18 protein-coding genes are annotated in these 21097 nt (G+C 63.1%); 4 read left to right on the top strand and 14 right to left on the bottom strand.

The genetic code is table 11. From position 1 onward, the window contains the following. Window positions 1–67 precede the first annotated feature (67 nt). Window positions 68–1207 (bottom strand): LacI family DNA-binding transcriptional regulator, encoded by a 1140-nt coding sequence (locus AC0L25_RS04195; RefSeq protein WP_473594314.1) that lies wholly within the window; start codon window positions 1205–1207, stop codon window positions 68–70. A gap of 619 nt (window positions 1208–1826) precedes the next feature. Between AC0L25_RS04195 and AC0L25_RS04190 the strand changes: the two genes are divergently transcribed. The 3 genes from AC0L25_RS04190 (at window position 1827) to AC0L25_RS04180 (ending at window position 5533) form a co-directional block, all read left to right on the top strand. After that, window positions 1827–2789, top strand: a complete 963-nt coding sequence (locus AC0L25_RS04190; RefSeq protein ID WP_292516793.1) for a sugar-binding protein — start codon at window positions 1827–1829, stop codon at window positions 2787–2789. A 121-nt stretch (window positions 2790–2910) separates the two neighbouring features. Continuing rightward, entirely contained in the window at window positions 2911–4455 is a 1545-nt protein-coding gene (locus AC0L25_RS04185; RefSeq protein WP_473594398.1) for a sugar ABC transporter ATP-binding protein, read from the top strand. Window positions 4456–4537: 82 nt separating this feature from the next. Continuing rightward, complete coding sequence (locus AC0L25_RS04180) at window positions 4538–5533, top strand: ABC transporter permease (protein ID WP_473594313.1); 996 nt, start codon at window positions 4538–4540, stop codon at window positions 5531–5533. A gap of 239 nt (window positions 5534–5772) precedes the next feature. Here the strand turns inward: AC0L25_RS04180 and phnN are convergent, their stop codons facing one another. The 9 genes from phnN to AC0L25_RS04135 all read right to left on the bottom strand — a co-directional run bounded on the left by phnN (window position 5773) and on the right by AC0L25_RS04135 (window position 15488). Further along, window positions 5773–6393 carry a phosphonate metabolism protein/1,5-bisphosphokinase (PRPP-forming) PhnN gene (gene phnN, locus AC0L25_RS04175; protein ID WP_473594312.1) on the bottom strand — a complete coding sequence of 207 codons (621 nt, stop codon included), beginning with the start codon at window positions 6391–6393 and terminating at the stop codon, window positions 5773–5775. Further along, entirely contained in the window at window positions 6390–7529 is a 1140-nt protein-coding gene (locus AC0L25_RS04170; RefSeq protein ID WP_473594311.1) for an alpha-D-ribose 1-methylphosphonate 5-triphosphate diphosphatase, read from the bottom strand. The genes phnN and AC0L25_RS04170 overlap by 4 nt, the downstream gene beginning before the upstream one ends. 92 nt (window positions 7530–7621) lie before the next feature. Beyond that, complete coding sequence (locus AC0L25_RS04165; RefSeq protein ID WP_473594310.1) at window positions 7622–8329, bottom strand: DUF1045 domain-containing protein; 708 nt, start codon at window positions 8327–8329, stop codon at window positions 7622–7624. A 154-nt stretch (window positions 8330–8483) separates the two neighbouring features. Then, on the bottom strand, window positions 8484–9296 hold the full coding sequence (iolB, locus tag AC0L25_RS04160; RefSeq protein WP_473594309.1) for a 5-deoxy-glucuronate isomerase: 813 nt from the start codon (window positions 9294–9296) through the stop codon (window positions 8484–8486). A 6-nt stretch (window positions 9297–9302) separates the two neighbouring features. Further along, on the bottom strand, window positions 9303–9521 hold the full coding sequence (locus tag AC0L25_RS04155; protein WP_473594308.1) for a DUF3329 domain-containing protein: 219 nt from the start codon (window positions 9519–9521) through the stop codon (window positions 9303–9305). 63 nt (window positions 9522–9584) lie between these two features. After that, a complete protein-coding gene (iolE, locus tag AC0L25_RS04150) occupies window positions 9585–10502 on the bottom strand; it encodes a myo-inosose-2 dehydratase (protein WP_473594307.1) in 918 nt (305 codons plus the stop codon). A gap of 164 nt (window positions 10503–10666) precedes the next feature. After that, the gene (gene iolD / locus AC0L25_RS04145) at window positions 10667–12517 is read right to left on the bottom strand and encodes a 3D-(3,5/4)-trihydroxycyclohexane-1,2-dione acylhydrolase (decyclizing) (protein ID WP_473594306.1); all 1851 of its coding nucleotides are present in this window, start codon (window positions 12515–12517) and stop codon (window positions 10667–10669) included. A 35-nt stretch (window positions 12518–12552) separates the two neighbouring features. Continuing rightward, window positions 12553–14487 carry a bifunctional 5-dehydro-2-deoxygluconokinase/5-dehydro-2-deoxyphosphogluconate aldolase gene (locus tag AC0L25_RS04140; protein ID WP_473594305.1) on the bottom strand — a complete coding sequence of 645 codons (1935 nt, stop codon included), beginning with the start codon at window positions 14485–14487 and terminating at the stop codon, window positions 12553–12555. A 155-nt stretch (window positions 14488–14642) separates the two neighbouring features. Further along, entirely contained in the window at window positions 14643–15488 is an 846-nt protein-coding gene (locus AC0L25_RS04135) for a MurR/RpiR family transcriptional regulator (protein ID WP_165848405.1), read from the bottom strand. A 156-nt stretch (window positions 15489–15644) separates the two neighbouring features. Here AC0L25_RS04135 and AC0L25_RS04130 point away from each other — a divergent pair, with 156 nt between their 5' ends. Continuing rightward, complete coding sequence (locus AC0L25_RS04130) at window positions 15645–16754, top strand: Gfo/Idh/MocA family protein (RefSeq protein WP_473594304.1); 1110 nt, start codon at window positions 15645–15647, stop codon at window positions 16752–16754. Window positions 16755–17075: 321 nt separating this feature from the next. On the opposite strand, the gene AC0L25_RS04125 is transcribed toward AC0L25_RS04130, so the two are convergent. The 4 genes from AC0L25_RS04125 to AC0L25_RS04110 form a co-directional block, all read right to left on the bottom strand. Then, entirely contained in the window at window positions 17076–18167 is a 1092-nt protein-coding gene (locus AC0L25_RS04125) for a 3-deoxy-7-phosphoheptulonate synthase (protein ID WP_473594303.1), read from the bottom strand. 214 nt (window positions 18168–18381) lie between these two features. Beyond that, window positions 18382–19176: an SDR family oxidoreductase gene (locus AC0L25_RS04120; RefSeq protein WP_473594302.1), complete on the bottom strand. Its 795-nt coding sequence runs from the start codon at window positions 19174–19176 to the stop codon at window positions 18382–18384. 22 nt (window positions 19177–19198) lie between these two features. Further along, window positions 19199–20200, bottom strand: coding sequence for an inositol 2-dehydrogenase (gene iolG / locus AC0L25_RS04115; RefSeq protein WP_473594301.1), 1002 nt, complete (start codon window positions 20198–20200; stop codon window positions 19199–19201). Between the two features lie 128 nt (window positions 20201–20328). Beyond that, on the bottom strand, window positions 20329–21096 hold the full coding sequence (locus tag AC0L25_RS04110) for an ATP-binding cassette domain-containing protein (RefSeq protein WP_352959703.1): 768 nt from the start codon (window positions 21094–21096) through the stop codon (window positions 20329–20331). Window position 21097: the final 1 nt, after the last annotated feature.

Below are 21097 nucleotides of genomic sequence, written 5' to 3'. Positions count from 1 at the left end.
GCCGGGCGCCTGTTCGGCCTGGAGCGGCATCAGTGCGGCGCTTGCATTGATGGAAGTCTGGAGGTGCTCAGCGGGCTGTCAGTCCGTGTGTGCGCCCAGGCGCCACAGCACTGACCGATTCCCGCTCGACCAGCGGGCATTCAAGCTTGGTGATGGGGTAGCGGCCGCGGCCGGGCGGTGCGGAAACTTCCAATTGCTCGATCGCCCATTGCCCCATCGCCATATGCGGCAGGATCGACGTCGTCAAAGGCGGGAACAGATGGCGGGCGATTTCCTCGTCGTCATAGCCGATCACCGAAATATCCCCAGGGATGTGCAGGCCGGCTTCCTTCAGCGCTTCGTAGCAGCCGATCGCGGTACGGTCGTTCTGGCAGAAGATGGCGGTTGGGCGGTCCTTGAGCGCCAGAAGCTTGACGGTCGCGGCGTAGCCGGCGCTCGCCGACCAGTCGCCCTCGACCACCAGCTCCGCATCGAACGGGATGTCGGCCGTCGCCAGCGCCCGGCGGTAGCCCTTCAACCGATCCTGCGCCGCCTGCATCCACGGCTCGCCGGTGATGGTGGCGATGCGGCGGTGGCCATGGCTGATCAGGTGGCGAGTGGAGCTCTGCCCGCCGGCGATTTCGCTCGGCACCACGGCAGGGAAGGCGTAGTCAGCGGTGTAGCAGTTGAGCAGGATGACCGGGATATCGAGGCCGTAGAGATAGTCGGGCGCGACGATCTCACGCGTGAAGATGGTCATGTAGATCAGCGCCGAAATACCCCGCTTGGTCAGTGCCGCAATCGCGCGCGGCTCCATCACGGAATCACCCAAGGTCTGCGCGACCAGCACGACATTGCCGGCATTCCACGAGGCCTGGCGCGCCCCTTCGATGGCGACGACCGCTTCGGGACTGGTCGCCAGTTGATCGACCGCGAAGCCGATCACCCCGTCCAGCCCCTCGAACGAGGCGATAGGGCTGCGAAGAGCAGAGAAGGCTGGTGGCGCATAGCCGAGACCCCGCGCGGCCTCGATCACCCGTTCGCGGGTCTGCTGCGAGAGCCTTATGCCCGGCGTGTTGTTGAGGACGAACGAAACCGTTGCCTGCGAGCAGCCGGCGGCCCTGGCGATATCGGTCATGGTGACGCGACCCTTGGGATTCTTGGCCGATGGCTTTCGGCGCCGGGAGGCTTCAAGGGGAGGATCGCGCAGATCCGTCGGTTCGCTCATGGCATTGTGTTCCAAATTCCCGCCTTGTCTAACCAGAGGTCGTCCTGGACGTCGTTAACGACGGCAGGACGTCCAGCGGCGCTTCGCATTTATAAAACAAGCACTCGATTAATCATTATTATCATTCTGGTAGCCGAATGGCTAGGAGCGGAGAAAGCAATATGCGGTCCTGAAAAGATCGATTTCTCGGAACGGCGCGCAATTTCCAGCCCCTAGACGGCTTGGTCGTGACGGAAGCCTCCCTTTCTCACCACACGGCAGGCAGCCATTCGCCAACGGCACCGGGGTTTCTCACCAGAGACTAATACTATTTACTAATAGGCGTAAGCGTTCTATTGTCAATTCGTCAAGGCCGGCTCGGGACCGAATGGGCCATGACGGGAAGCAGGCGCGTGGCGCGGCATCCGCGGCTCTTGGGCCGGCTAAGCAACGCCACGCAATTACCGATATGTCAGACAAATCCGACTATACGAACAGCCAATGAGTCTCTAAAGTCCAAAATCGCGGCTGGAATGGCGCCGTTCTTTCGCTGCCAGCACCCCTTGAGGAGGAGGGCGTCCAAGCCGCATTCGACAAGTTCAGATCAGCGAAAATGACTGAATCAAATGGGAGGTTGAACATGAAATCTGCGATACGAAATGCGTCCGTCGCTGCCGCGGCCCTGGCTCTCGGTCTGTCCATCACGGCAATTGCCCGTGCCCAGGATAAACCGACGCTGGCCTTCGTCGTCAACGGCGCTTCCGATTTCTGGAAGGCGGCCGAAGCCGGCGTCAAGAAGGCGCAGGCCGAACTGCCCAACTACAATCTGGAGCTCAAATATCCCGAGCAGTCTTCGGTCGCCATCCAGCAGCGGCTGATGGACGATCTGGTGACGGCTGGCGTCAAGGCGATCATGGTTTCGGCAGTCGACCCCAAGACTTCGACCGACGGGCTCAACAAGATTGCCTCGGAGACGGCGCTGTTCACCACCGACAGCGACGCGCCGCAGACCAAGCGTATCGCCTATATCGGCTCGTCCAACATCGATGCCGGCAAACAGGCGGCCGAGATCGCCAAGAAGGCGATGCCCGACGGCGGCAAATGCCTCGGCTTCGTCGGCTTGCTCGGCGCCGATAATGCCAAGGAGCGCATCGAAGGCATGAAGGAAGGGCTCGCCGGCACCAAGATCGAGCTGATCGACGTGCGTGGCGACGACATCGACCAGGCCCGCGCCAAGAAGAACGTCGAGGACGCGCTGGTCGCCAGCCCCGACGTCACCTGCATGGTCGGCTTCTATTCCTACAACACGCCGCGCATCTATGAAGCGCTTCGCGACGCCGGCAAGCTCGGCCAGATCACGGTCGTCGGCTTCGACGACGATCCGATCACGCTGGGCGGCGTCAAGGAAGGCACCGTTGCTGCCACCGTGGTGCAGCAGCCCTTCGAATGGGCCTATCAGGGCATGAAGCTGATGGCCGCCTATCTCGAGGGCGACAAATCGGGCATTCCGGAGAACGGCCTGATCATCATCCCGACCAAGATCATCGGCAAGGACGATGTCGACGCCTATGCCGCCAATCTGAAGGCAATGTCCGGCAATTAGGACGAAAGCAGTTGCGCCGGCTCGGGGCCAGCCCGGGCCGGCGGCTCGCATTGACGAACCCTGCGAGGGTCGTCAGTCTGCAGATGTGGCCAGAACGGCCCACCGGCTGCTGTCAGGCATGATGAATTATTCCGACGCATCCATCGGCGCATCCACGATTGCCCCGTTCCTCAGTCTCGAGGGAGTGCGCAAGACCTATCCCGGCGTGGTCGCGCTGGACGGGTTTTCGATGGAGGTCAGGCCTGGCGAGGTCATCGGTCTCGTCGGCGAAAACGGTGCCGGCAAGTCGACGCTGATGAAGATCCTCGGCGGCGTGACCACCCCCGACACCGGCACGATCATCGTCGACGGCGTCGCCCATGACGGGCTGACGGTCGAGGCCAGCATCGGTTCCGGCATCGCCTTCGTTCATCAGGAACTCAACCTGTTCGAAAACCTCGATGTTGCCGCCAACATCTTTTTCGGCCGCGAGCCATTGCGCGCCGGTCCGCTTAGGCTTGTCGACCGCGCCAGGCTGCGCGCGCTATCGGCGCCGCTGCTCAAGAGGGTGGGCGCCAATTTTTCGGCCGACACGCCGGTATCGACGCTGTCGCTTGCCCAGCAGCAGATGGTCGAAATCGCCAAGGCGCTGTCGATCGAGGCAAGGCTGGTCATCCTCGACGAGCCGACATCGAGCCTGCCCCTTGCCGAAACCGACAAGCTGCTCGACGTCATCAAGGCGCTGAAGGCTGAGGGGATCAGCGTCATCTTCATCTCGCACCGTCTTCACGAGGTCGAGCGGGTCGCCGATCGCGTTGTCGTGCTGAGGGACGGCATGCTTGCCGGCACGCTGCCGAAGAGCGCCATCAACCACGACCAGATGGTCAAGCTGATGATCGGCCGGATGCTGAAGGAGCGGGAGAAGGCGGCAGAATCGGCGCGCCCGCCCGGTACCGTCGCCCTGTCGGCCATGGCCGTTCGCACCAGCGCCTATCCCGACCGACCAGTCGATCTCGGCGTCAGGCATGGCGAAATTCTTGGCCTGGCGGGTCTTGTCGGCTCCGGCCGGACCGAACTGGCGCGTGTGCTTTTCGGCATCGAGAAGGCACTTGGCGGTGCGCTCCAGCTTGATGGAAAAGATCTGGTTCTTGGTTCGGCCGCCGACGCTGTGGCCAACGGGATCTTCCTCGTCCCGGAAGACCGCAAGCTGACCGGCATCCTGCTCGATCTGTCGATTGCCCAGAATATTTCGCTCCCCAATCTGCCGGCGCATGCCCGGCGGTTCCTGGTTTCTGCCGGCGCCGAAGCCGTCACCGCCGAGAAGCAGAAACGCAATCTCGGCATCAAGGCACCGTCGGTGGCGACGCGCACCGGCACGCTGTCAGGCGGCAACCAGCAAAAGGTGGTGCTTGCCAAATGGCTTGCCATGAGCCCCAAGGTGATGATCCTCGACGAGCCGACGCGCGGCATCGACATCGGCGCCAAGGCCGAGATCTATGGGCTGATGCGCGCACTGGCTGATGCCGGTGTCGCGGTGCTGATGATCTCCAGCGACATGGAGGAGGTGATTGGCGTCTCTGACCGCATCGCTGTCATGCATGAGGGCCAGATCTCAGGCATTCTCGACAAGGAACAGTTCAGCCAGGAAAACGTGCTGCTGCTGGCCGTGGGCAAGCAACCGAGATAGTTTTTTGTTTGCGCAGGTCCTGGTTGCAAAACCGTAGAACACTTTTGCGGAACCTGCCTTGGCAGGCATTGGGGAGAAGACGATGAGCAAGAAAGATCTCGGCCTGCTGATCCTGATCCTTGTGGTGGGAGCGGTGGTGGCGATCATCAATCCGCGCTTCCTGCTGCCGATCAATCTCGCCAACACATCGAACCTGATCGGTCTGTTCGGCATCCTGGCGATCGGCCAGGCGTTCGTCATCATCACCGGCGGCATCGAATTGTCGGTCGGCTCGGTGGTCGCGCTGCTCGGCGTCCTGTTCGTCGATTTCATCGCCACGCGCGGCATGGCATGGCCGGTGGCGCTGCCGCTGATCCTCCTGCTCGGCGGCATCATTGGGCTGGCGCATGGCTGGCTGATCACGCGGCTCAAATTGCAGCCCTTCGTGGTGACGCTGTGCGGTCTGCTGATCTATCGCGGCGTCGCGCGGTTCTACACAGCCGACGGCACGGCGGGTTTTGCTTTCGGACAGAACTTTCCGGAACTCGAATTCCTGACCGCGGGGCGATCCTATGGCGTGCCGAACAGCTTCATCGCGCTGATCGTCATCGCCGTTGTGATGTGGGTGGTGCTGCACCGTTCGGTGTTCGGCCGCTATCTCTACGCCATCGGCAAAAACGAAGAAGCGGCGAAATATTCCGGGATACGCACCGGCCGCGTCGTCATGGCCGCCTATGTTATCTGCGGTGTGCTGACGGCGCTGTCGGCGATCTATTTCGCCATGTATACGCGCTCGATCTCGCCGGCGAGCCACGGCCAGTTCTATGAACTCTATGCCATTGCCGCAGCGGTGCTCGGTGGCTTCTCGCTGCGCGGCGGCGAGGGCTCGCTGATCGGCGTCATCCTCGGAACCGTTCTGCTGCAGGAACTGCAGAACCTCGTCAACCTGCTCGGCATCCCGTCCTCGCTCAATTTCGCGGTGATGGGCGGCGTGATCCTCATCGGCGTACTGGTCGATCAGCAATGGGGCGTGTACCGGGAGCGGCGGCTGATGCTGGAGGCAACCCGCAAGGGCGCGGCTGGTGCGGCCGCGGAGTAGCGCTTCACGAACCTTGAGTCGGCGGGACAGCGCCCCCCTCTGTCCTGCCGGACATCTCCCCCACAAGGGGGGAGATTGGCAGTTCTGCCCGACGGTGCCTTTTCTTCAGCGCTGGAGATCGGCGAAAGCCGATGCGACATCCAATCTCCCCAAGTGGGGGAGATGTCCGGCAGGACAGAGGGGGGCGCGAAGGATCGCTACAGATTAGTTTCTGCCCCGGCTGCATCCTCTGACCGATGTCAGGGTCGGTCCGAAAACCCCATCGCCTTGCGCAGCACATCGGCAAAGCGCTCGCCGGCCGCTTCACGCGGGCCGCTATTGTCGATCGAGGTGACGCCTGGCCCGGACAACGCCACATTGGCGCTGCGCGCCAGCCGCGCCAGCACTTCGCCGCGCGACTCGCGGCCGCGCATCGCCAGCCGCTCGGCCAGGATTTCCGGCGAAGCGGTGATCTCGACGACAGCCAGATTGGCATAGCGATCACGCAGCGCCGGGATGATGGCGCGGGAGACATTGGCGATGGCGACGCGGCCATTGGCGACCGACCAGTCGACTTCAGCCGGGATGCCGTAGCGCAGGCCATGCGCCTCCCACGAGATGGCGAAGGCGCCGTCCGCTTCGGCCTCGACGAAGGCCGCGTCGGCCAGCGTGTCGTGATCCTCGCTCGTCGTGTCGCTCGGCCGGGTGATAACCCGGCGTACGAACTCCAGCCGGGTCTCGTCGGCAAACAGTGCCCGGGCATAGCCGATCACCGTATCCTTGCCGGCGCCGCTCGGCCCGACGACGGCGACGAAGACGCCGTCGCGGATCGGAAACGCAGCGGCGGACAACTCACGCTCGATCGACGCCGACACCATCACGCGACCCGCCGTCCCTGCCGCCAGACCGTGCGGACAACCGGGACATGATCGTCGAGACGGACGCGAACCAGATCGGCGCGCCGGCCCTGCTCGATGACGCCACGGTCGGCGAGGCCGACCGCCTCGGCCGGGTTCTTCGAAACCATGGCCACCGCCTGAGGCAGCGAGATGCCGTCGACCACGTCGCCGAGGAAAAAGGCCGACTGGATCAGGCTGAAGGGGATGTAGTCGGACGACAATATGTCGAGCAAGCCTTCGCCGGCGAGTGTCCGAGCCGAAACATTACCCGAATGCGAAGCGCCGCGCATGACGTTCGGTGCACCCATCAGCACGCCGAGCCCTGCCTCCTTCGAAGCTTTTGCGGCCTCCTTGGTGGTCGGGAACTCAGCGACGCGGACACCCTGTTCGATCGCCTCATCGACATGACCTGTCGTGGCGTCGTCATGGCTGGCCAGCACGATGCCGCGCTGGTGGCAGGCGGCCGCGATGAAGGCGCGGTTCGGCCCCGAATTCGTCGCCGACTCCGCCATCCGCTTCTCGCAAAATTGCTGGAATTCGCGGTCCGTCAGCTTCAGCTTGCGCTGGTAGTAGTAGGCATAGGTTTCGAGGTCGACGAACTGGCGCTGTCCCGGCGCATGGTCCATAAGCGACGCCAGCTTGATCCTTTCATCGCCGTCGAAATGGGCGAAGGCGGCGAGGCAATCCGGCGCCGAAACCTCGCAGCGCAGATGGATGAAATGGTCGGCCCGCAGCCGGTCCTGCTGGACACTGTCCTCGATCGCATCGGCCAGCTTGCGCATGTCGGCCGAATTCATGTCGGCATCGTCGTCCATGCCGACGCGCAAGGCGTCGAGCACGGTGGTGATGCCGGCGGTTGCCACCTGCGCGTCGTGGGCGAGAACGGCGGCGATCGGATTCCAGCGCACCTTCGGCCGCGGCGCGTAATGACCTTCGAGGTGGTCGGTATGAAGCTCGACCAGCCCGGGAATGATGAAATCGCCGCCCATGTCCTCGCCGGTCCGGCCGGCGCCGGCATCGATCCCGGCGATCAGGCCGTCGCGCAGCACGATCGAGCCTTCGACGATCTCGTCGGCAAGCACGATGCGGGCATTGTTGAGAACGGTCTCGACGGTCATTTCAGGCAGTCCTTGGAGCATTTTGCAGCCAATTGGAATCAATGATTGGGGTGATTGGCGTCGCACAAATGCGGTTAAAACAAATAGTCGTTTCAGGCAGTTCTTCTGACCGGGCGGCGCCCGAGCGCGTGATGGGAAAGCACCATGAACGGGGCGCCAGGTTCGGTTTCGACAAACAGGGTCAGCGCGTCCACCGGCACCGGCCGTTGCAGGACCTTCGCAAACAGGCTGTCGATCGCTAAGCGAAGACGAGGGCTTTCCTGTGACGAGGCACGGCCGGACAGCGTCATATGGAACCGGAACGTCTCGAAGACATAGGGGTAGCCCCACTGGCAGAGATTGCGGAATTCATCCGGCTTCAGCGAATCAGGGCTGCGCCGTTCGATCTCAGCCTCGCTCAGCGGCGCGCGAAAACGGTCGAAGTCGCGCACGACGTCGTCGGCGAAGCGGTTGAGCGCCGGCAGCGGTCCTTCCGGCACCAGAGCGAAGAAGCCGTCGATCTGGCTGACGACCAGGCGCGGGATCATCACCACCGGCGTCGCCCCGGCAAAATTGTCCAGCGCCGCGCGAAGCGTGGCTTCCGTCTCGTTCGAGGCCAGCCGGAAGGGCGCCTTCAGCGTCGCATGAAAGCCGTAGCGGCGCGCCGAAGCGGTGTGGAAGGCGACTTCCGCCGCCGACAGCTCGCCCACGGCCTCGACCGGCCTCGTGGCGGCGCCGAACGGGTCGCGGCCGAGCCAGTTGGCGGCGATCCGCGCCAGCGGTTCGTCTTGCCGGGGGGTGAAATAGATAGCGTAGCGCATCGAAAGTCCTCGTCAACTCCCGCTGCCATAGGCGATTTGCATGACGAAATGACGAAGCTGATGATCGCTCCTGATAACAAAGTTGTTCAGGCGGGTCATTAGCCGACGATTTTTTCGCCTTGGGCCAGTTTGCCGACCCGGACGGGCAGCGCGATCAGGCCTTCATCAGCCATTCGTGCTCGGGCGCGTTGTGAAATTTCCACGTCCGCTTCGGCCCCGCCATGACGTTGAGGTAGTAGAGGTCGTAGCCATGGCAGGCGGCGCAAGGATGGTAGCCCTTTGGCACCAGCACGACATCGCCGTCCTCGATCGCCATCGTCTCGTCGAGCGAACGCGCGCCATTCCGATCGGCATCGGTGTAGACGCGCTGGAAGGCAAAGCCCTGCGGCGGGTTGAGCCGGTGGTAGTAGGTCTCCTCGAGATAGGATTCGGCCGGCAGATTGTCCTGGTCATGCTTGTGCGGCGGATAGCTCGACGTGTGGCCGCCAGGCGTGATGACCTCGACCACCAGCAACGAGTCGGCCGGCTTGCCTTCCGGCAGGATGTTGGTGACATAGCGCGTGTTGGTGCCCTTGCCGCGAACCTCCTGGCCCAGTTCTTTCGGCGCAATGATGCGGACCGGCAGACCGCCGCCAAGCCCCGGCGCCGAGCAGACCGCGAGTTCGAGATCGGTGTCGGCGCTCACCGACCAGTCAGAGCCCTGCGGCACATAGATCGACCACGGCTTGCCTTCGAAGGGCGACATGCGTTCGCCGAGCAGGCCGAGATCCTTGCCACCCGCCGTCGCCTTGCCCTTGCCGGTGACGAACACCAGGCAGACTTCACGGTTCGCGGTTTGTCCGGAGGCTGTTTCGCCCGGCCGCAGCCGATGCAGATCGAAACCGACATAGGTCCAGCCGGCATTTTGCGGCGTCACATGGGCGACGCGGCCATGGCCCTTATCGGCTTTAACCAGCAGTTTCGACATCGCGCTTCATTCCTTTGGTTCGGTATCGGCCGAATCCTTGCCGCCGTCGGCCGGCTTGTAGAGATAGAAGAACTGCCAGACGGCATAGCCGGCGAAGCCGAGCGCGACCGTGCCCCAGAACGGCGCGCCGGTGGCAAACTCGACCACGGCCCAGCCAAGGCAGACCGCGACGATTGCAACGCGCCGCCACAAGGGCCGGAAGAACGGATGCTCGGAGTCCTTCATCGGATCAGCCCCCACATCGGATCAGCCCCCCATCGGATCAGCCCGTCGCCGGGACTATTGCATTCAAGCATTGAGGAAGCCCTGTGTTTCAACCGTGTAGCCGGCAGCAATCATCACCCGCATCAATTCCTTGTAGCCGACTTGCGCCATCTTGAGCGGCGGATTCTTCTTCGGGTCCTGCTCGGCCTCGACGACGAACCAGCCTTCATAGCCGTAGTTCGCCAGCCTTTCCACGATGGCGCCAAAATCCAGTGAGCCGTCTCCCGGCACCGTGAAGGCGCCGAGCGCCACGGCGTCGAGGAAGGATTGCTTCTGGCGGTCAAGTTTCTCGATCACTTCCATGCGCACGTCCTTCACATGCACGTGGTTGATGCGTTGGTGATGGTTGTCGATGGCGCGCAGCACGTCACCGCCGGCAAAGGCCAGGTGGCCGGCATCGAGCAGCAACGGGATGCCTTCTCCCGAATAGCGCATGAAAGCATCGAGCTCCGGCTCCGTCTCGACCACCGCCGCCATATGATGGTGATAGGACAGCGGCATGCCCTGCTCGGCGCACCATTCGCCGAACTCGGTGAGGCGCCTCGCATAGGCCTTCATCTCATCGTCGGAAAGCCTGGGCTTGGTAGCGAGCGGCTTCGAGCGGTCGCCCTGGATGGAGCGGCCGACCTCGCCATAGACGATGCAGGGCGCGTTCACCGCCTTGAACAGCTCGATCATCGGCTGGATGCGATCCTTATTCCTGGCCATGTCTTCATCGACCAGCGTACCGGAGAACCAGCCGCCGCAAAGCGTCACGTCGGCCTCTTTCAGGATCGGCAGCATGATATCAGGATCGCTGGGAAAACGGCGGCCCATCTCCATGCCGGTGAAGCCCGCCGAGCGCGATTGCGCCAAGCACTCCTCCAGCGACACGTCATCGCTGAGTTCCGCAAGATCGTCGTTCCACCATGCAATGGGGGACATGCCCAGTTTGGCTTTCAAGTCGTCACTCCAATTTTCTTAAACTTGGATGTCAGCGCTGCCCCTCATCCGCCTGCCGGCACCTTCTCCCCGTAAGGACGGGGAGAAGGGACAAACGTCAACGTTTGCGACCCCCTCTCCCCGTCCTTACGGGGAGAGGGTAAGGGTGAGGGGCAGCGCCGACATCAATCTCCAATCTTCTGCATCTGCCGCTTTTCATCATAGGCTCGGCGCGCCGCGTTCACTTGCGGTCGTGTCGAGACTTCCGGCACGGCAACATCCCACCAGCTTCCACCGGCCTCGGTCGAAACCAACGGATCGGTGTCGATAACCAGCACGGTGGTCCTTGTATTCTTCTTTGCTTGCGCCAGCGCCGTTTCCAGCCCGGCGATCGACGAAACCTTCTCGGCGATGGCACCCAGGCTTGCCGCATGCGCGGCAAAGTCGATATCGGGCAAAATCTCGTGGCGTGCGTCCTTCAGCAGATTGTTGAAGTTGGCGCCGCCGGTTGCCATCTGCAGCCGGTTGATGCAGCCATAGCCTTTGTTGTCGAGCAGCACGATGGTCAGCTTGAGGCCAAGCATCACCGATGTTGCGATCTCGGAATTGAGCATCAGATAGGAGCCGTCGCCGATCATGACGACGACCTCCTCGTCGGGCTTGGCCATCTTGACGCCGAGCCCGCCTGCGATCTCGTAGCCCATGGTCGAGAAGCCGTATTCGGCGTGGTAGGAGCCGGGCGCGCCGGCTTGCCAGAGCTTGTGCAACTCGCCGGGCAGGCCGCCGGCGGCATGAAGCAGTATCACGCCGGAGCCCATGGCGCGCTGCACGGCGCCGATCACCTGCGCGTCGGACGGATAGGCGGCATTGGTCGACGCCGTCACCTTGCCGGCATCGGCCTGCCAGTCCCTCTTGCCCTTGGCCGCATTGTCGGTCCAGGCAGCCGGCGCCTTCCAGCCGTTCAGCGCCGCGCCGAGCTCGGCGATCCCTTCCGCCGCGTCTGCGACCAGCGGCAGCGCCTGGTGTTTTCCCGCGTCGAAAGGCTGGACGTTCAGCCCGATGATGGTCTTGCCGGAATTCTTGAACAGCGCCCACGAGCCGGTGGTGAAATCCTGCAGCCTGGTGCCGACGGCAAGCACGACGTCGGCTTCTTCAGCCAGCCGGTTGGCCGCCGAAGTGCCGGTGACGCCGACCGCCGCCATGTTGAGCGGATGATCGTCCGGCAGCGAAGATTTGCCGCCCTGCGTCTCACAGACCGGGATGCCGGCGCCTTGCACCAGCTTCCCCAATTCGCCGGAAGCCTGCGAATAAAGCACGCCGCCGCCGGCAATCACCAATGGCTTAGTCGCCCCCTTCAGCGCCGCCACGGCGGCGGCCAACTCCCCACGGTCCGGACGCGGTCGGCGCTGGGTCCAGACCCGTTCGGCAAAGAAGCTCTCGGGGTAATCAAAGGCCTCGGCCTGCACGTCCTGGCAGAGCGCCAAGGTCACCGGTCCGCATTCGGCCGGATCGGTCAGCACCTGCATCGCACGGTTGAGCGCCGGGATGATCTGCTCGGGCCGGGTGATGCGGTCGAAATAGCGCGACACCGGTCGGAAGCAGTCATTGACCGTCGCCGTACCGTCGGAGAAATCCTCTGCCTGCTGCAGGACAGGGTCGGGGATGCGATTGGCGAAGACGTCGCCGGGCAGAAACAGGACGGGCAACCTGTTTACATGCGCAAGTGCCGCCGCGGTCACCATGTTGAGTGCTCCGGGGCCGATCGAGCTGGTCGCCGCCATGAAGCGGCGACGGAAATTGGCCTTGGCATAGGCGATCGCCGCATGCGCCATCGCCTGCTCGTTATGGGCGCGGAAGGTCGGCAATTCGTCGCGCACCTGATAAAGCGCCTCGCCGATGCCGGCGACATTGCCATGGCCGAAGATCGCCCAGACGCCGCCGAAGATCGGCATTTTCTTGCCGTCGATCTCGGTCATCTGGCGAGCAAGAAACCACGTCAGCGCCTGCGCCATCGTCAGGCGGATTGTCTTGGTCATGGTGTTTTCCTCCGCAGTCCTTATGCCGCGCCTTCTTATGCTGCTTTGCGGCCGCGCGCGGCAAGCCATGCCTCGGTCAGCCTCTCGAAGCGCGACGCCATGTCAGCCACCGCCTCCTCGTCCGACATCTTGCCCGCAAGCCACTGTTCGGCTGCGTTGATGAAGATGGTGCGGCCGACGGCGAAGCCCTTGACGATCGGCGCGTTGGCGGTGGCGGCAAAGGCAGCTTCCAGTTCGTCCTGCGGCGCTTCCAGGCCGAGCAGCACAACCCCGCGGCACCATGGATCGTTCTTCAGGATCACCGCTTCGATCTTTGCCCAAGCCCCGGCTGAAGCCTGCGGTTCGAGCTTCCACCAGTCGGGCTTGATACCAAGCGCGTAGAGTTCCTCGAGTGCGCGCGGGATCGTCGTGTCATCGAGCTTGCCGTGCTTGCCGGCGATGATCTCGATGAGAAGTTCTCTGCCCACTTTCCGCGCGGCCTCGAACAGGCTTTTGAGCTTCTGCTGCTGCTCGGTCTTTAGCGCCTCGGGGTCGTCCGGGTGATAGAAGGACAGGCATTTGATGCAATGGTCGACCGGCCACTCGATCAATTGCGAGCCGATATCCTGCGAGAATTCGAAACGAAGCGGCCGAGATCCGGGCAATTCGACTGGCCGGCCAAGCCAGGCGAAAGGATGGCGGGCGAATTCGAACATCGCCTCGCGGCCGTATTTCTCGTCGAGCAGCATGCCGTAGCCGGCACGGCCGGCGGCGACCCTTGCCGCCGCTTTAACCGTCAGCACCTTGAAATCATGGATGCGCGACGGATCGGCGCCGGCTTTCGCGGCGACATCGTCAAGCTGGATTCGATGGTCGCAGGCCAGCGCCATCAGCGAGGGAATATCGCGCCGGCGCGTCGTCGCCCAATGGATATGGTTGATTGCCTCGTCCTTGCGAAGCGCTAGGTGCCTGCTGCCGTTCTTCAGGAAGAACTGCAATTCCTCAAAAGTCGGGTATTCCGGCGCGCAGAGCAGCCGCGACACGGCGAAGGCGCCGCAGGCATTGGCCCAGGTCGCCGCCGTCTCCAGGCTTTCCTCGCCGAGCCAGCCGCGCAGGAAGCCCGACATGAAGGCGTCGCCGGCGCCGAGCACATTATAGACCTCGATCGGAAAGCCCTTGCCGACAATGCCGTCTTCGAGATCGTCGCTGATCGGTCCGTCATAGACGATGCAGCCCATGGCGCCGCGCTTCAAGACGATCGTGGCCTTGGACAGCGAGCGGATGGTCTTCAACGCGCTCAGGCAATCATCCGCACCGGAAGCGATCATGATCTCTTCTTCGGTGCCGACGATCAGGTCGCAGTCGGGCAGAACCGACTTCAGCTGGGCGGAGACCCGGTCGGATTTCACGTAGCGCTCGAAGCCTTCGGCATGGCCGGCGAGACCCCAGAGATTAGGGCGGTAGTCGATGTCGAACACCATCTTGCCGCCTTTGGCCTTGATGGCGCGGATCGCCTTGCGCTGCGCGGCGTCGCTGTTGGGCCGCGAAAAATGCGTTCCGGTGACGACAATGGCACGCGCCGAAGCAATGAACGCTTCATCGATATCGTCTTCCGAAAGCGCCATGTCAGCGCAGTCGGAGCGGTAGAAGATCATCGGCGAGACGCCTTCGTCCTCGACCGACAGCAGCACCAGCGCGGTCAGCCGGTCCGGGTCGGTCCTGAGGCCGGCCACGGAAACGCCCTCGCGTGTCAGCTGCTCGCGGATGAAACGGCCCATCTGCTCGTTGCCGACGCGGGTGAGCAGCGCCGAGCGCAGGCCGAGCCTCGCCGTGCCGACCGAAATGTTGGCCGGACAGCCGCCGACCGACTTGGCAAACGAGGTGATGTCCTCCAGGCGCGAGCCGATCTGCTGGCCGTAGAGGTCGACGGAGGCGCGGCCAATGGTGATAACGTCGAGCGGCGCATGTTTCGCGTCCACGGCTTCGCCCATTCGAACCTCCATCAGCCTTGTTGTCTTGGTAACACATTGTTTGGGTAACACGCGCGAGCGGCAGCGTGGCGCCGACAATATGAAATAATAATTCCAATCCATAGTCAACATGGAACGCACATTCCTTTGCTGAAAAGTGCTGGCGCGATGGCCGCCTAAGCCTTGCGCTTCCTGCCCGCATCGCGGCGCTTTTCGCCAACCGCAACGGTCAGCGCCATGGCCAGCGCCATCGTTGCCGACAGCGAGCGGAAGCCGGCGAAATCGGCCTCGGCGACCTCGAACCAGACTTTGGCGAACTGGGCGAGCGGCGAAAAGGAACTGTCGGTGATCGCCACGATCGGCACGCCTTGCTCGGAAATGACACGCGCCTCCTCGATGGCCGCCGGGGCATAGGGTGAGAAACTGATGGCGATGACGGCATCCCTGGGCGAGGCAAAGCTGATCATCTCGGCGTTGAGGCCGGCGGCCGATTCGATCAGCTGGTTGCGGATCTTGAGCTTGCCGAGCGCATAGGCGATGTAGGAGGCGACCGGATAGGAACGGCGCTTGGCCAGCACATAGATGGTCTCCGCCTTTGCCAGCAAGGCTATCGCATCTTCGAAATGGTCTTCGTTCAACCTGCCTGAAATATCGTTGAGCGAGGTGCTGGCCGCGGCGACGAAGCCGTCGAAAATCGCCCGGTGACCAGCGCCTTCCTCGGCCTTGGCGCGCAATGCCGCCAGTCTTTCGTCATAGGACGAATTGCGTTCTCGCAGGCGTTCGCGAAACACCAGCTGCAGGCTTGTGAAGCCGTCGAAACCGAGCTGCTGGGCGAAGCGGATCAGGGTCGAAGGCTGGACACCGGCGGAGGCGGCAATGCTGGCGGCGGTGCCGAAGGCAATGTCGTCGGGATTGTCGAGCGCATAGGCAGCGATCTGCGCGATGCGCTTGGGCAGGCTATGGCGCCGTTCCAGGATCGTCGTACGCAGCGTCTCGAAATCGCGGGGCACCCGTTCGTCCATCGTCGCTCCGCCCAGGCTCATCAGTCGATGCCGTGTGTGCCCAATCATAGCGAGCCTGTGCAAGAAGGCCATAAAAAATGAGGCATGCGTTCCATTTCTGGTTAAAATGGACTAATTCATCCACACAAATCGTCCTGACAGCGGAGACAAAGGGAAATGGTCGGAGTCGGTCTTATCGGCACAGGCTTCATGGGCAAGTGTCACGCCATCGCCTGGAACGCGGTCGGCACCGTCTTCCCCGACGTGGCCAAGCCAAGGCTGGTCCATCTCGGCGAGGTCGACGAGGAGCTTGCCAAACGCCGTGCCAGCGAATTCGGCTTCGCCAAGGCCTCCGGCGACTGGCGCGCCGTCGTCGATGATCCGGATGTCGATATCGTCTCGCTGACCACGCCCAACCAGTTCCACCCGGAAATGGCCATCGCCGTCCTCGAAGCCGGCAAGCATCTGTGGTGCGAAAAGCCGATGGCGCCGAGTTTTGCCGAAGCGCAAGCCATGGCGGCGGCGGCGCAAAAATCCGGCAAGGTGGCCGCTCTCGGCTACAACTACATCCAGAACCCCGCCATCCGCCATATCGGTGCGCTGCTTGACGAGAAGATCATCGGCGAAGTCAATCATCTGCGCATCGAGATGGACGAGGATTTCATGGCCGATCCGGAGGCGCTGTTCTTCTGGAAGCACGAGGCGGCGTCCGGTTACGGCGCGCTCGACGATTTCGCCGTGCATCCGCTGTCGCTGGTCTCGGTGCTGTTCGGCCGCGTCGCCCGCGTCATGTGCGACATGGCAAAACCCTATGCCGATCGCCGCGTCGCATCAGGCGGGCGTCGCGCGGTCGAGACCTACGACATCGCCAGCGTGCTGATGCATCTCGAAAACGGCATTGCCGGCACGCTGTTGGTCAATCGTTCGGCCTGGGGCCGCAAGGGCCGCATCGCCATCCAGATCTTCGGCTCGAAGGGCTCGATCCTGTACGATCAGGAGCGGATGAACGAGTTCCAGCTCTATCTCACCGCCGACCGGCCGACCGAGCAAGGCTATCGCACCATCCTGGTGGCGCCGCATCACAAGCCCTACGACGCCTTCCTGCCGGCACCCGGTCACGGTCTCGGCTTCAACGACCTCAAGATCATCGAATGCCGCGAGCTTTTGACGCGGCTGGCCGGCAGGCCGGCGCGGATCATCGATTTCGACGAAGGACTTGAGATCGAGCGCACCGTGCATGCCATGGCGCGCTCATTCGAGGAACAGCGCTGGATGGATGTGAGGTAACGACCGTAGCCCTGCGATCCTAGCCTCCACGCCACCCATGCCAGGGCAGGGGAGAGCCTGTGTTGGAGAGTGCCAATTGTCGATATTGACGCCGCCCCTTATTGCCCTGCCGGGCATTTCTCCCCGTAAACGGGGAGAAAGAAGCTGACCGCCCCCTCGGCGCCCTTCCTGCAACGCTGTCGCCGGCGAAACCGTCGATAACGGCGTCTTTCTCCCCGTCACTATACGGGGAGAAAAGCCCGGCAGGGCAATGAGGGGCGGCGCCGGCCTTTCAAGCCAAGCAGCAAGGTAGCAACCGCCGCAAATTCCGTGCCAACCGCGTCAAGCGGCGCCCGGCCGGCTCGCCATTGTCGCGCGTCGCGCTGACCGGCGCCGCGCGACGGCGTCGGCAAGGCCGTGCAGCACCGTCTCGGTGGTTGCCCAGTCGATGCAGCCGTCGGTGATGCTCTGGCCATAGACCAGCGGCTTGCCGGGCATGATGTCCTGCCGGCCGGCGACGAGGTTGCTCTCGATCATGACGCCGATGATGCGCTCATCGCCTGCCGCGACCTGGCCCGCCACGTCAGCTGCCACCATCGGCTGGTTCTCCGGGTTCTTGTTGCTGTTGGCGTGGCTGACATCGATCATCAGCCGTGGCGCTACGCCGATCCGGCCGAGTTCCGCGCAGGCGGCAGCTATGCTCGTCGCGTCATAGTTCGGCACGATGCCGCCGCGCAGGATGATGTGGCAGTCCTCGTTGCCGGAGGTCGTCGCGATGGCGCTGCGCCCGCCCTTTGTCACCGCCATGAAATGATGCGGCTGGGCGGCGGATTTCACCGCTTCGGCGGCGATCCGCAAATTACCATCGGTGCCGTTCTTGAAGCCGACCGGGCAGGACAGGCCGGATGCAAGTTCGCGATGGATCTGGCTCTCTGTCGTGCGCGCGCCGATCGCGCCCCAGGCGACGAGGTCGGCAATGTACTGTGGGGTCGCCATGTCGAGGAATTCGGTCCCCGCCGGAAGGCCGAGATTGTTGACCGCGGAGAGCACGTTGCGGGCCAGTCTCAGTCCTTTGTCGATGTTGAAGCTGCCGTCCAGGTCAGGATCGTTGATCAGGCCCTTCCAGCCGACAGTCGTGCGCGGCTTCTCGAAATACACGCGCATCACGATCTCCAGCCGGTCCGACAGGCTCTCGCGCAGCCCCGCCAGACGGCTGGCGTAGTCGACGGCGGCGGCCGGGTCGTGGATCGAACAGGGGCCGACGACGACGACCAGCCGGTCATCGGCGCCGGTCAGCACGGCGTGGATGGCGTTGCGCGACGCGGCAACGGTGCGCGTCGCCGTCAGCGTGCGCGGTATCTCCCGCATCACCTGGTCCGGCGTACTCAATTCCCTTATTTCCTTGACCCGAAGATCGTCGGTGGTGGTCAACACGGCTTTCTGCTCCTGGTTGGGAGACCTGCCGGCTGAAACAAAAAAGCCGCCAGGTCTGGCGGCTGTTCGGATGTTGTTGCTGCAATCTTCAGATCGAGCGTAATCCTCCCGCCGCCAGCGAGCTGCCGTAGCTAAAGTACCAGAACGAGGCGGTCAGGTGGATCATGCGCGCCCCTATATCGGAAGCCGCGGCGTTTGTCACGCTCAGATGGTGCTACTCCGGCGACGACCCTGCAATATTCTGGTCGTAGTCGACCAGCGATCCGGTCATGACGCCTGATTGCGGGCTGACCATATAGCTGATCAGCCGGGCAAGTTGGTCCGGCTTCACCAACTGGCCCATCGGCAGCGCGGCCTCGGCCTTTTCCAGCCAGTCGTCCGGCGCGTCGTGCCATTTCTTCTGCACGATCGCCTCGCCCTCGGTGTCCATCCAGCCGGGCAGCACGGCGTTGCAGCGGATGCGATTGCTGCGGTAGGCATTGGCGACATTCTTGGTCAGCGTCGCCAGTGCGCCCTTGCTCGACGAATAGGGCGCCAGGAACGACTGGCCACAATGCGCCGACATCGACAGCACATTGACGATCGAGCCAGGCGCCTTGCGGTCGAGCAGGTGTGCCACCACACCCTGCATCAGGAAGAAGGGGCCGCGCACATTGGTCTGGAATATCTGGTCGAATGTTTCCTCGGAGGTCTCGACCAGTGAGCCGCGGGCCGAGGTTGCGGCGGCGTTGACCAGCGAATTGACGGTGCCGAAATGAGCGATCGCTGTTTCAACGACCCGCTTGCAGTCGGCCACCACCGAGACGTCCGCGCTGATGAAGATGGCGTCGACGCCGTTTTTCCCGAGCGCGGCGACCGCCTTGTCGCCCTTTTCCCTGGAACGGCCGACCAGCGCCAGAGCGCGGCAGCCCTCGTCGGCCAGCGTCTCGGCGACGGCGAAGCCGATGCCCTGCGCGCCGCCGGTGACGATGGCGCGTGTTTCTGAATTGCGACCGACGGAACCGTTCATCGCCTTGCTCCTGTCTTGATATTCAGATGGTCTTGTCGAGGCGAATGGTCTTGCCTTCGCTAGCCGATTTCAGCGCTGCGTCCGCAAGCCTCAGCGCGACGAGCCCGTCCTTGCCGCTCGGCGCCGCCTTCTTGCCTGATGTCGCCGCCGCGATGAAGGCGGTGATCTCGTTGGCATAGGCGTCGAGATAGCGGGTCATGAAGAAGTCGTGCAGCGGCGGGCGCGTGTAGCCTTTCTCATTGGCCAGTTCGATCGATACTGGTCGCTGGTTCTCGGCCGCAACCATGCCTTTCGAGCCATGCACCTCGATGCGCTGGTCGTAGCCATAGGTGGCACGGCGTGAATTGGAGATGATGCACTGCTTGCCGGATGCGGTTTCGAGAATGACGCTGACGCTGTCGAAATCACCGGCCTCGCCGATTTTTTTGTCGACCAGCACCGAGGCATGGGCACTGACCGCCACCGGCTCCTCGCCGAGCAGGAAGCGCGCCATGTCGAAATCATGGATGGTCATGTCGCGGAAGATGCCGCCCGAGCGGCCGATATAATCGAGCGGCGGCGGGCCGGGATCACGCGACGTGATGGTGACCATCTCGACCGTGCCGATGGCGCCGTCGTCGATCGCTTTGCGCACGGCGGCGAAATGCGGATCGAAGCGGCGGTTGAAGCCGACCATCAATGTGGCGCCGGCCTTGTTGACCACGGCCAGACACTCTTCCACTCTGCCAGCGTCGAGATCGATCGGCTTCTCGCAGAAGATCGCCTTGCCGGCCTTGGCGAACCGCTCAATCAGATCGGCATGGGTGTCGGTCGGCGTGCAGATGATGACCGCATCGATATCCCCGGCTTTTTCGATGGCCTCGATAGTGCGTACTTCCGCGCCATAGGCCGACGCCAGCTCCGTCGCCGCCTTCTCGAAGGCATCGGCAACTGCGACCAGCCTGGCCTGCGGATTGGAACCGACGGCACGGGCGTGGACCTTGCCGATGCGGCCGGCACCGAGAAGAGCGAAGCGGAGAGACATGGGATTTCCTTTGAGGATTGTTCGAAATGGAAGTGCGTCTTTACTGCACCGTTCGGGGCAAGGCGCGGTAGATTTCTTATTGCGGCTGATCGGCGGCGGGTTGATGACCCGCCGCGCCGGCATTCGCCCTAGGCGGCAAGTTCTGCCTCCCCGGTCTTGGCGCCGGTGATGTATGAGACGACATCGTTGCCGTCGGTGTCCTGCTTGCGCAGATTGGCGACGATGCGGCCGCGGCGGAACACGACGATGCGGTCGCAAAGGTCGAACACCTGGCGCATGTTGTGACTGATCAGGATCAGCGGCTCGCCATTGGCTTTCAGCGTGCGGATGATGTTCTCGACCTGCATCGTCTCCTGCACACCAAGTGCTGCCGTCGGCTCGTCCATGATGATGAGCTTGGACGCAAAAGTCGCGGTTCTCGCGATCGCCACGCACTGGCGCTGGCCGCCCGACATGTGGCGGATGGTGTTGGACAAGTTGGGAATCTTGACCGCCGTGCGGATCAACGCTGCCTCGGTCGCCTTACGCATGAACTTCCGATCGAGGATCGAGAAAGGCCCGAGATTGAAAAGCACCTTTTCGCGGCCGAGAAACAGGTTCGACGGCACGTCGAGATCGTCGGCGAGCGCAAGGTTCTGGAACACCGTTTCGATGCCCGCCTCGCGCGCTGCGATCGGGCCGGCGAAGTTCACTTCCTTGCCGTCGAACCAGACCTTGCCGCTGGTACGCTGCTCGACGGCCGTGATCTGGCGCACGAAGGTCGATTTGCCGGCGCCGTTGTCACCCATGATGGCGACATGCTCGCCCTTGCGCAGTTCGAAGTTCGCGCTTTCCAGCGCATGCACGCCGCCATAGTATTTGGTCAGGTTTTCGGTCTTCAGGACGATGTCTGACATG

It is taken from the genome of Mesorhizobium sp. WSM4813, from assembly GCF_055811555.1.
The sequence above is the reverse complement of the archived record's forward strand: the minus strand, read 5'-3'. Positions and strand labels throughout refer to the sequence as shown.

What these genes read in the sequence shown, in the direction of transcription:
- AC0L25_RS04155 (WP_473594308.1), bottom strand. Translation starts at nt 9,521, where the DNA reads ATGAAGGACTCCGAGCATCCGTTCTTCCGGCCCTTGTGGCGGCGCGTT.
- AC0L25_RS04130 (WP_473594304.1), top strand. Translation starts at nt 15,645, where the DNA reads ATGGTCGGAGTCGGTCTTATCGGCACAGGCTTCATGGGCAAGTGTCAC.
- AC0L25_RS04180 (WP_473594313.1), top strand. Translation starts at nt 4,538, where the DNA reads ATGAGCAAGAAAGATCTCGGCCTGCTGATCCTGATCCTTGTGGTGGGA.
- iolB (WP_473594309.1), bottom strand. Translation starts at nt 9,296, where the DNA reads ATGTCGAAACTGCTGGTTAAAGCCGATAAGGGCCATGGCCGCGTCGCC.
- AC0L25_RS04120 (WP_473594302.1), bottom strand. Translation starts at nt 19,176, where the DNA reads ATGAACGGTTCCGTCGGTCGCAATTCAGAAACACGCGCCATCGTCACC.
- AC0L25_RS04135 (WP_165848405.1), bottom strand. Translation starts at nt 15,488, where the DNA reads ATGGACGAACGGGTGCCCCGCGATTTCGAGACGCTGCGTACGACGATC.
- iolD (WP_473594306.1), bottom strand. Translation starts at nt 12,517, where the DNA reads ATGACCAAGACAATCCGCCTGACGATGGCGCAGGCGCTGACGTGGTTT.
- AC0L25_RS04190 (WP_292516793.1), top strand. Translation starts at nt 1,827, where the DNA reads ATGAAATCTGCGATACGAAATGCGTCCGTCGCTGCCGCGGCCCTGGCT.
- iolG (WP_473594301.1), bottom strand. Translation starts at nt 20,200, where the DNA reads ATGTCTCTCCGCTTCGCTCTTCTCGGTGCCGGCCGCATCGGCAAGGTC.
- AC0L25_RS04170 (WP_473594311.1), bottom strand. Translation starts at nt 7,529, where the DNA reads ATGACCGTCGAGACCGTTCTCAACAATGCCCGCATCGTGCTTGCCGAC.
- AC0L25_RS04185 (WP_473594398.1), top strand. Translation starts at nt 2,911, where the DNA reads ATGAATTATTCCGACGCATCCATCGGCGCATCCACGATTGCCCCGTTC.
- AC0L25_RS04110 (WP_352959703.1), bottom strand. Translation starts at nt 21,096, where the DNA reads ATGTCAGACATCGTCCTGAAGACCGAAAACCTGACCAAATACTATGGC.
- AC0L25_RS04165 (WP_473594310.1), bottom strand. Translation starts at nt 8,329, where the DNA reads ATGCGCTACGCTATCTATTTCACCCCCCGGCAAGACGAACCGCTGGCG.
- AC0L25_RS04195 (WP_473594314.1), bottom strand. Translation starts at nt 1,207, where the DNA reads ATGAGCGAACCGACGGATCTGCGCGATCCTCCCCTTGAAGCCTCCCGG.
- AC0L25_RS04140 (WP_473594305.1), bottom strand. Translation starts at nt 14,487, where the DNA reads ATGGGCGAAGCCGTGGACGCGAAACATGCGCCGCTCGACGTTATCACC.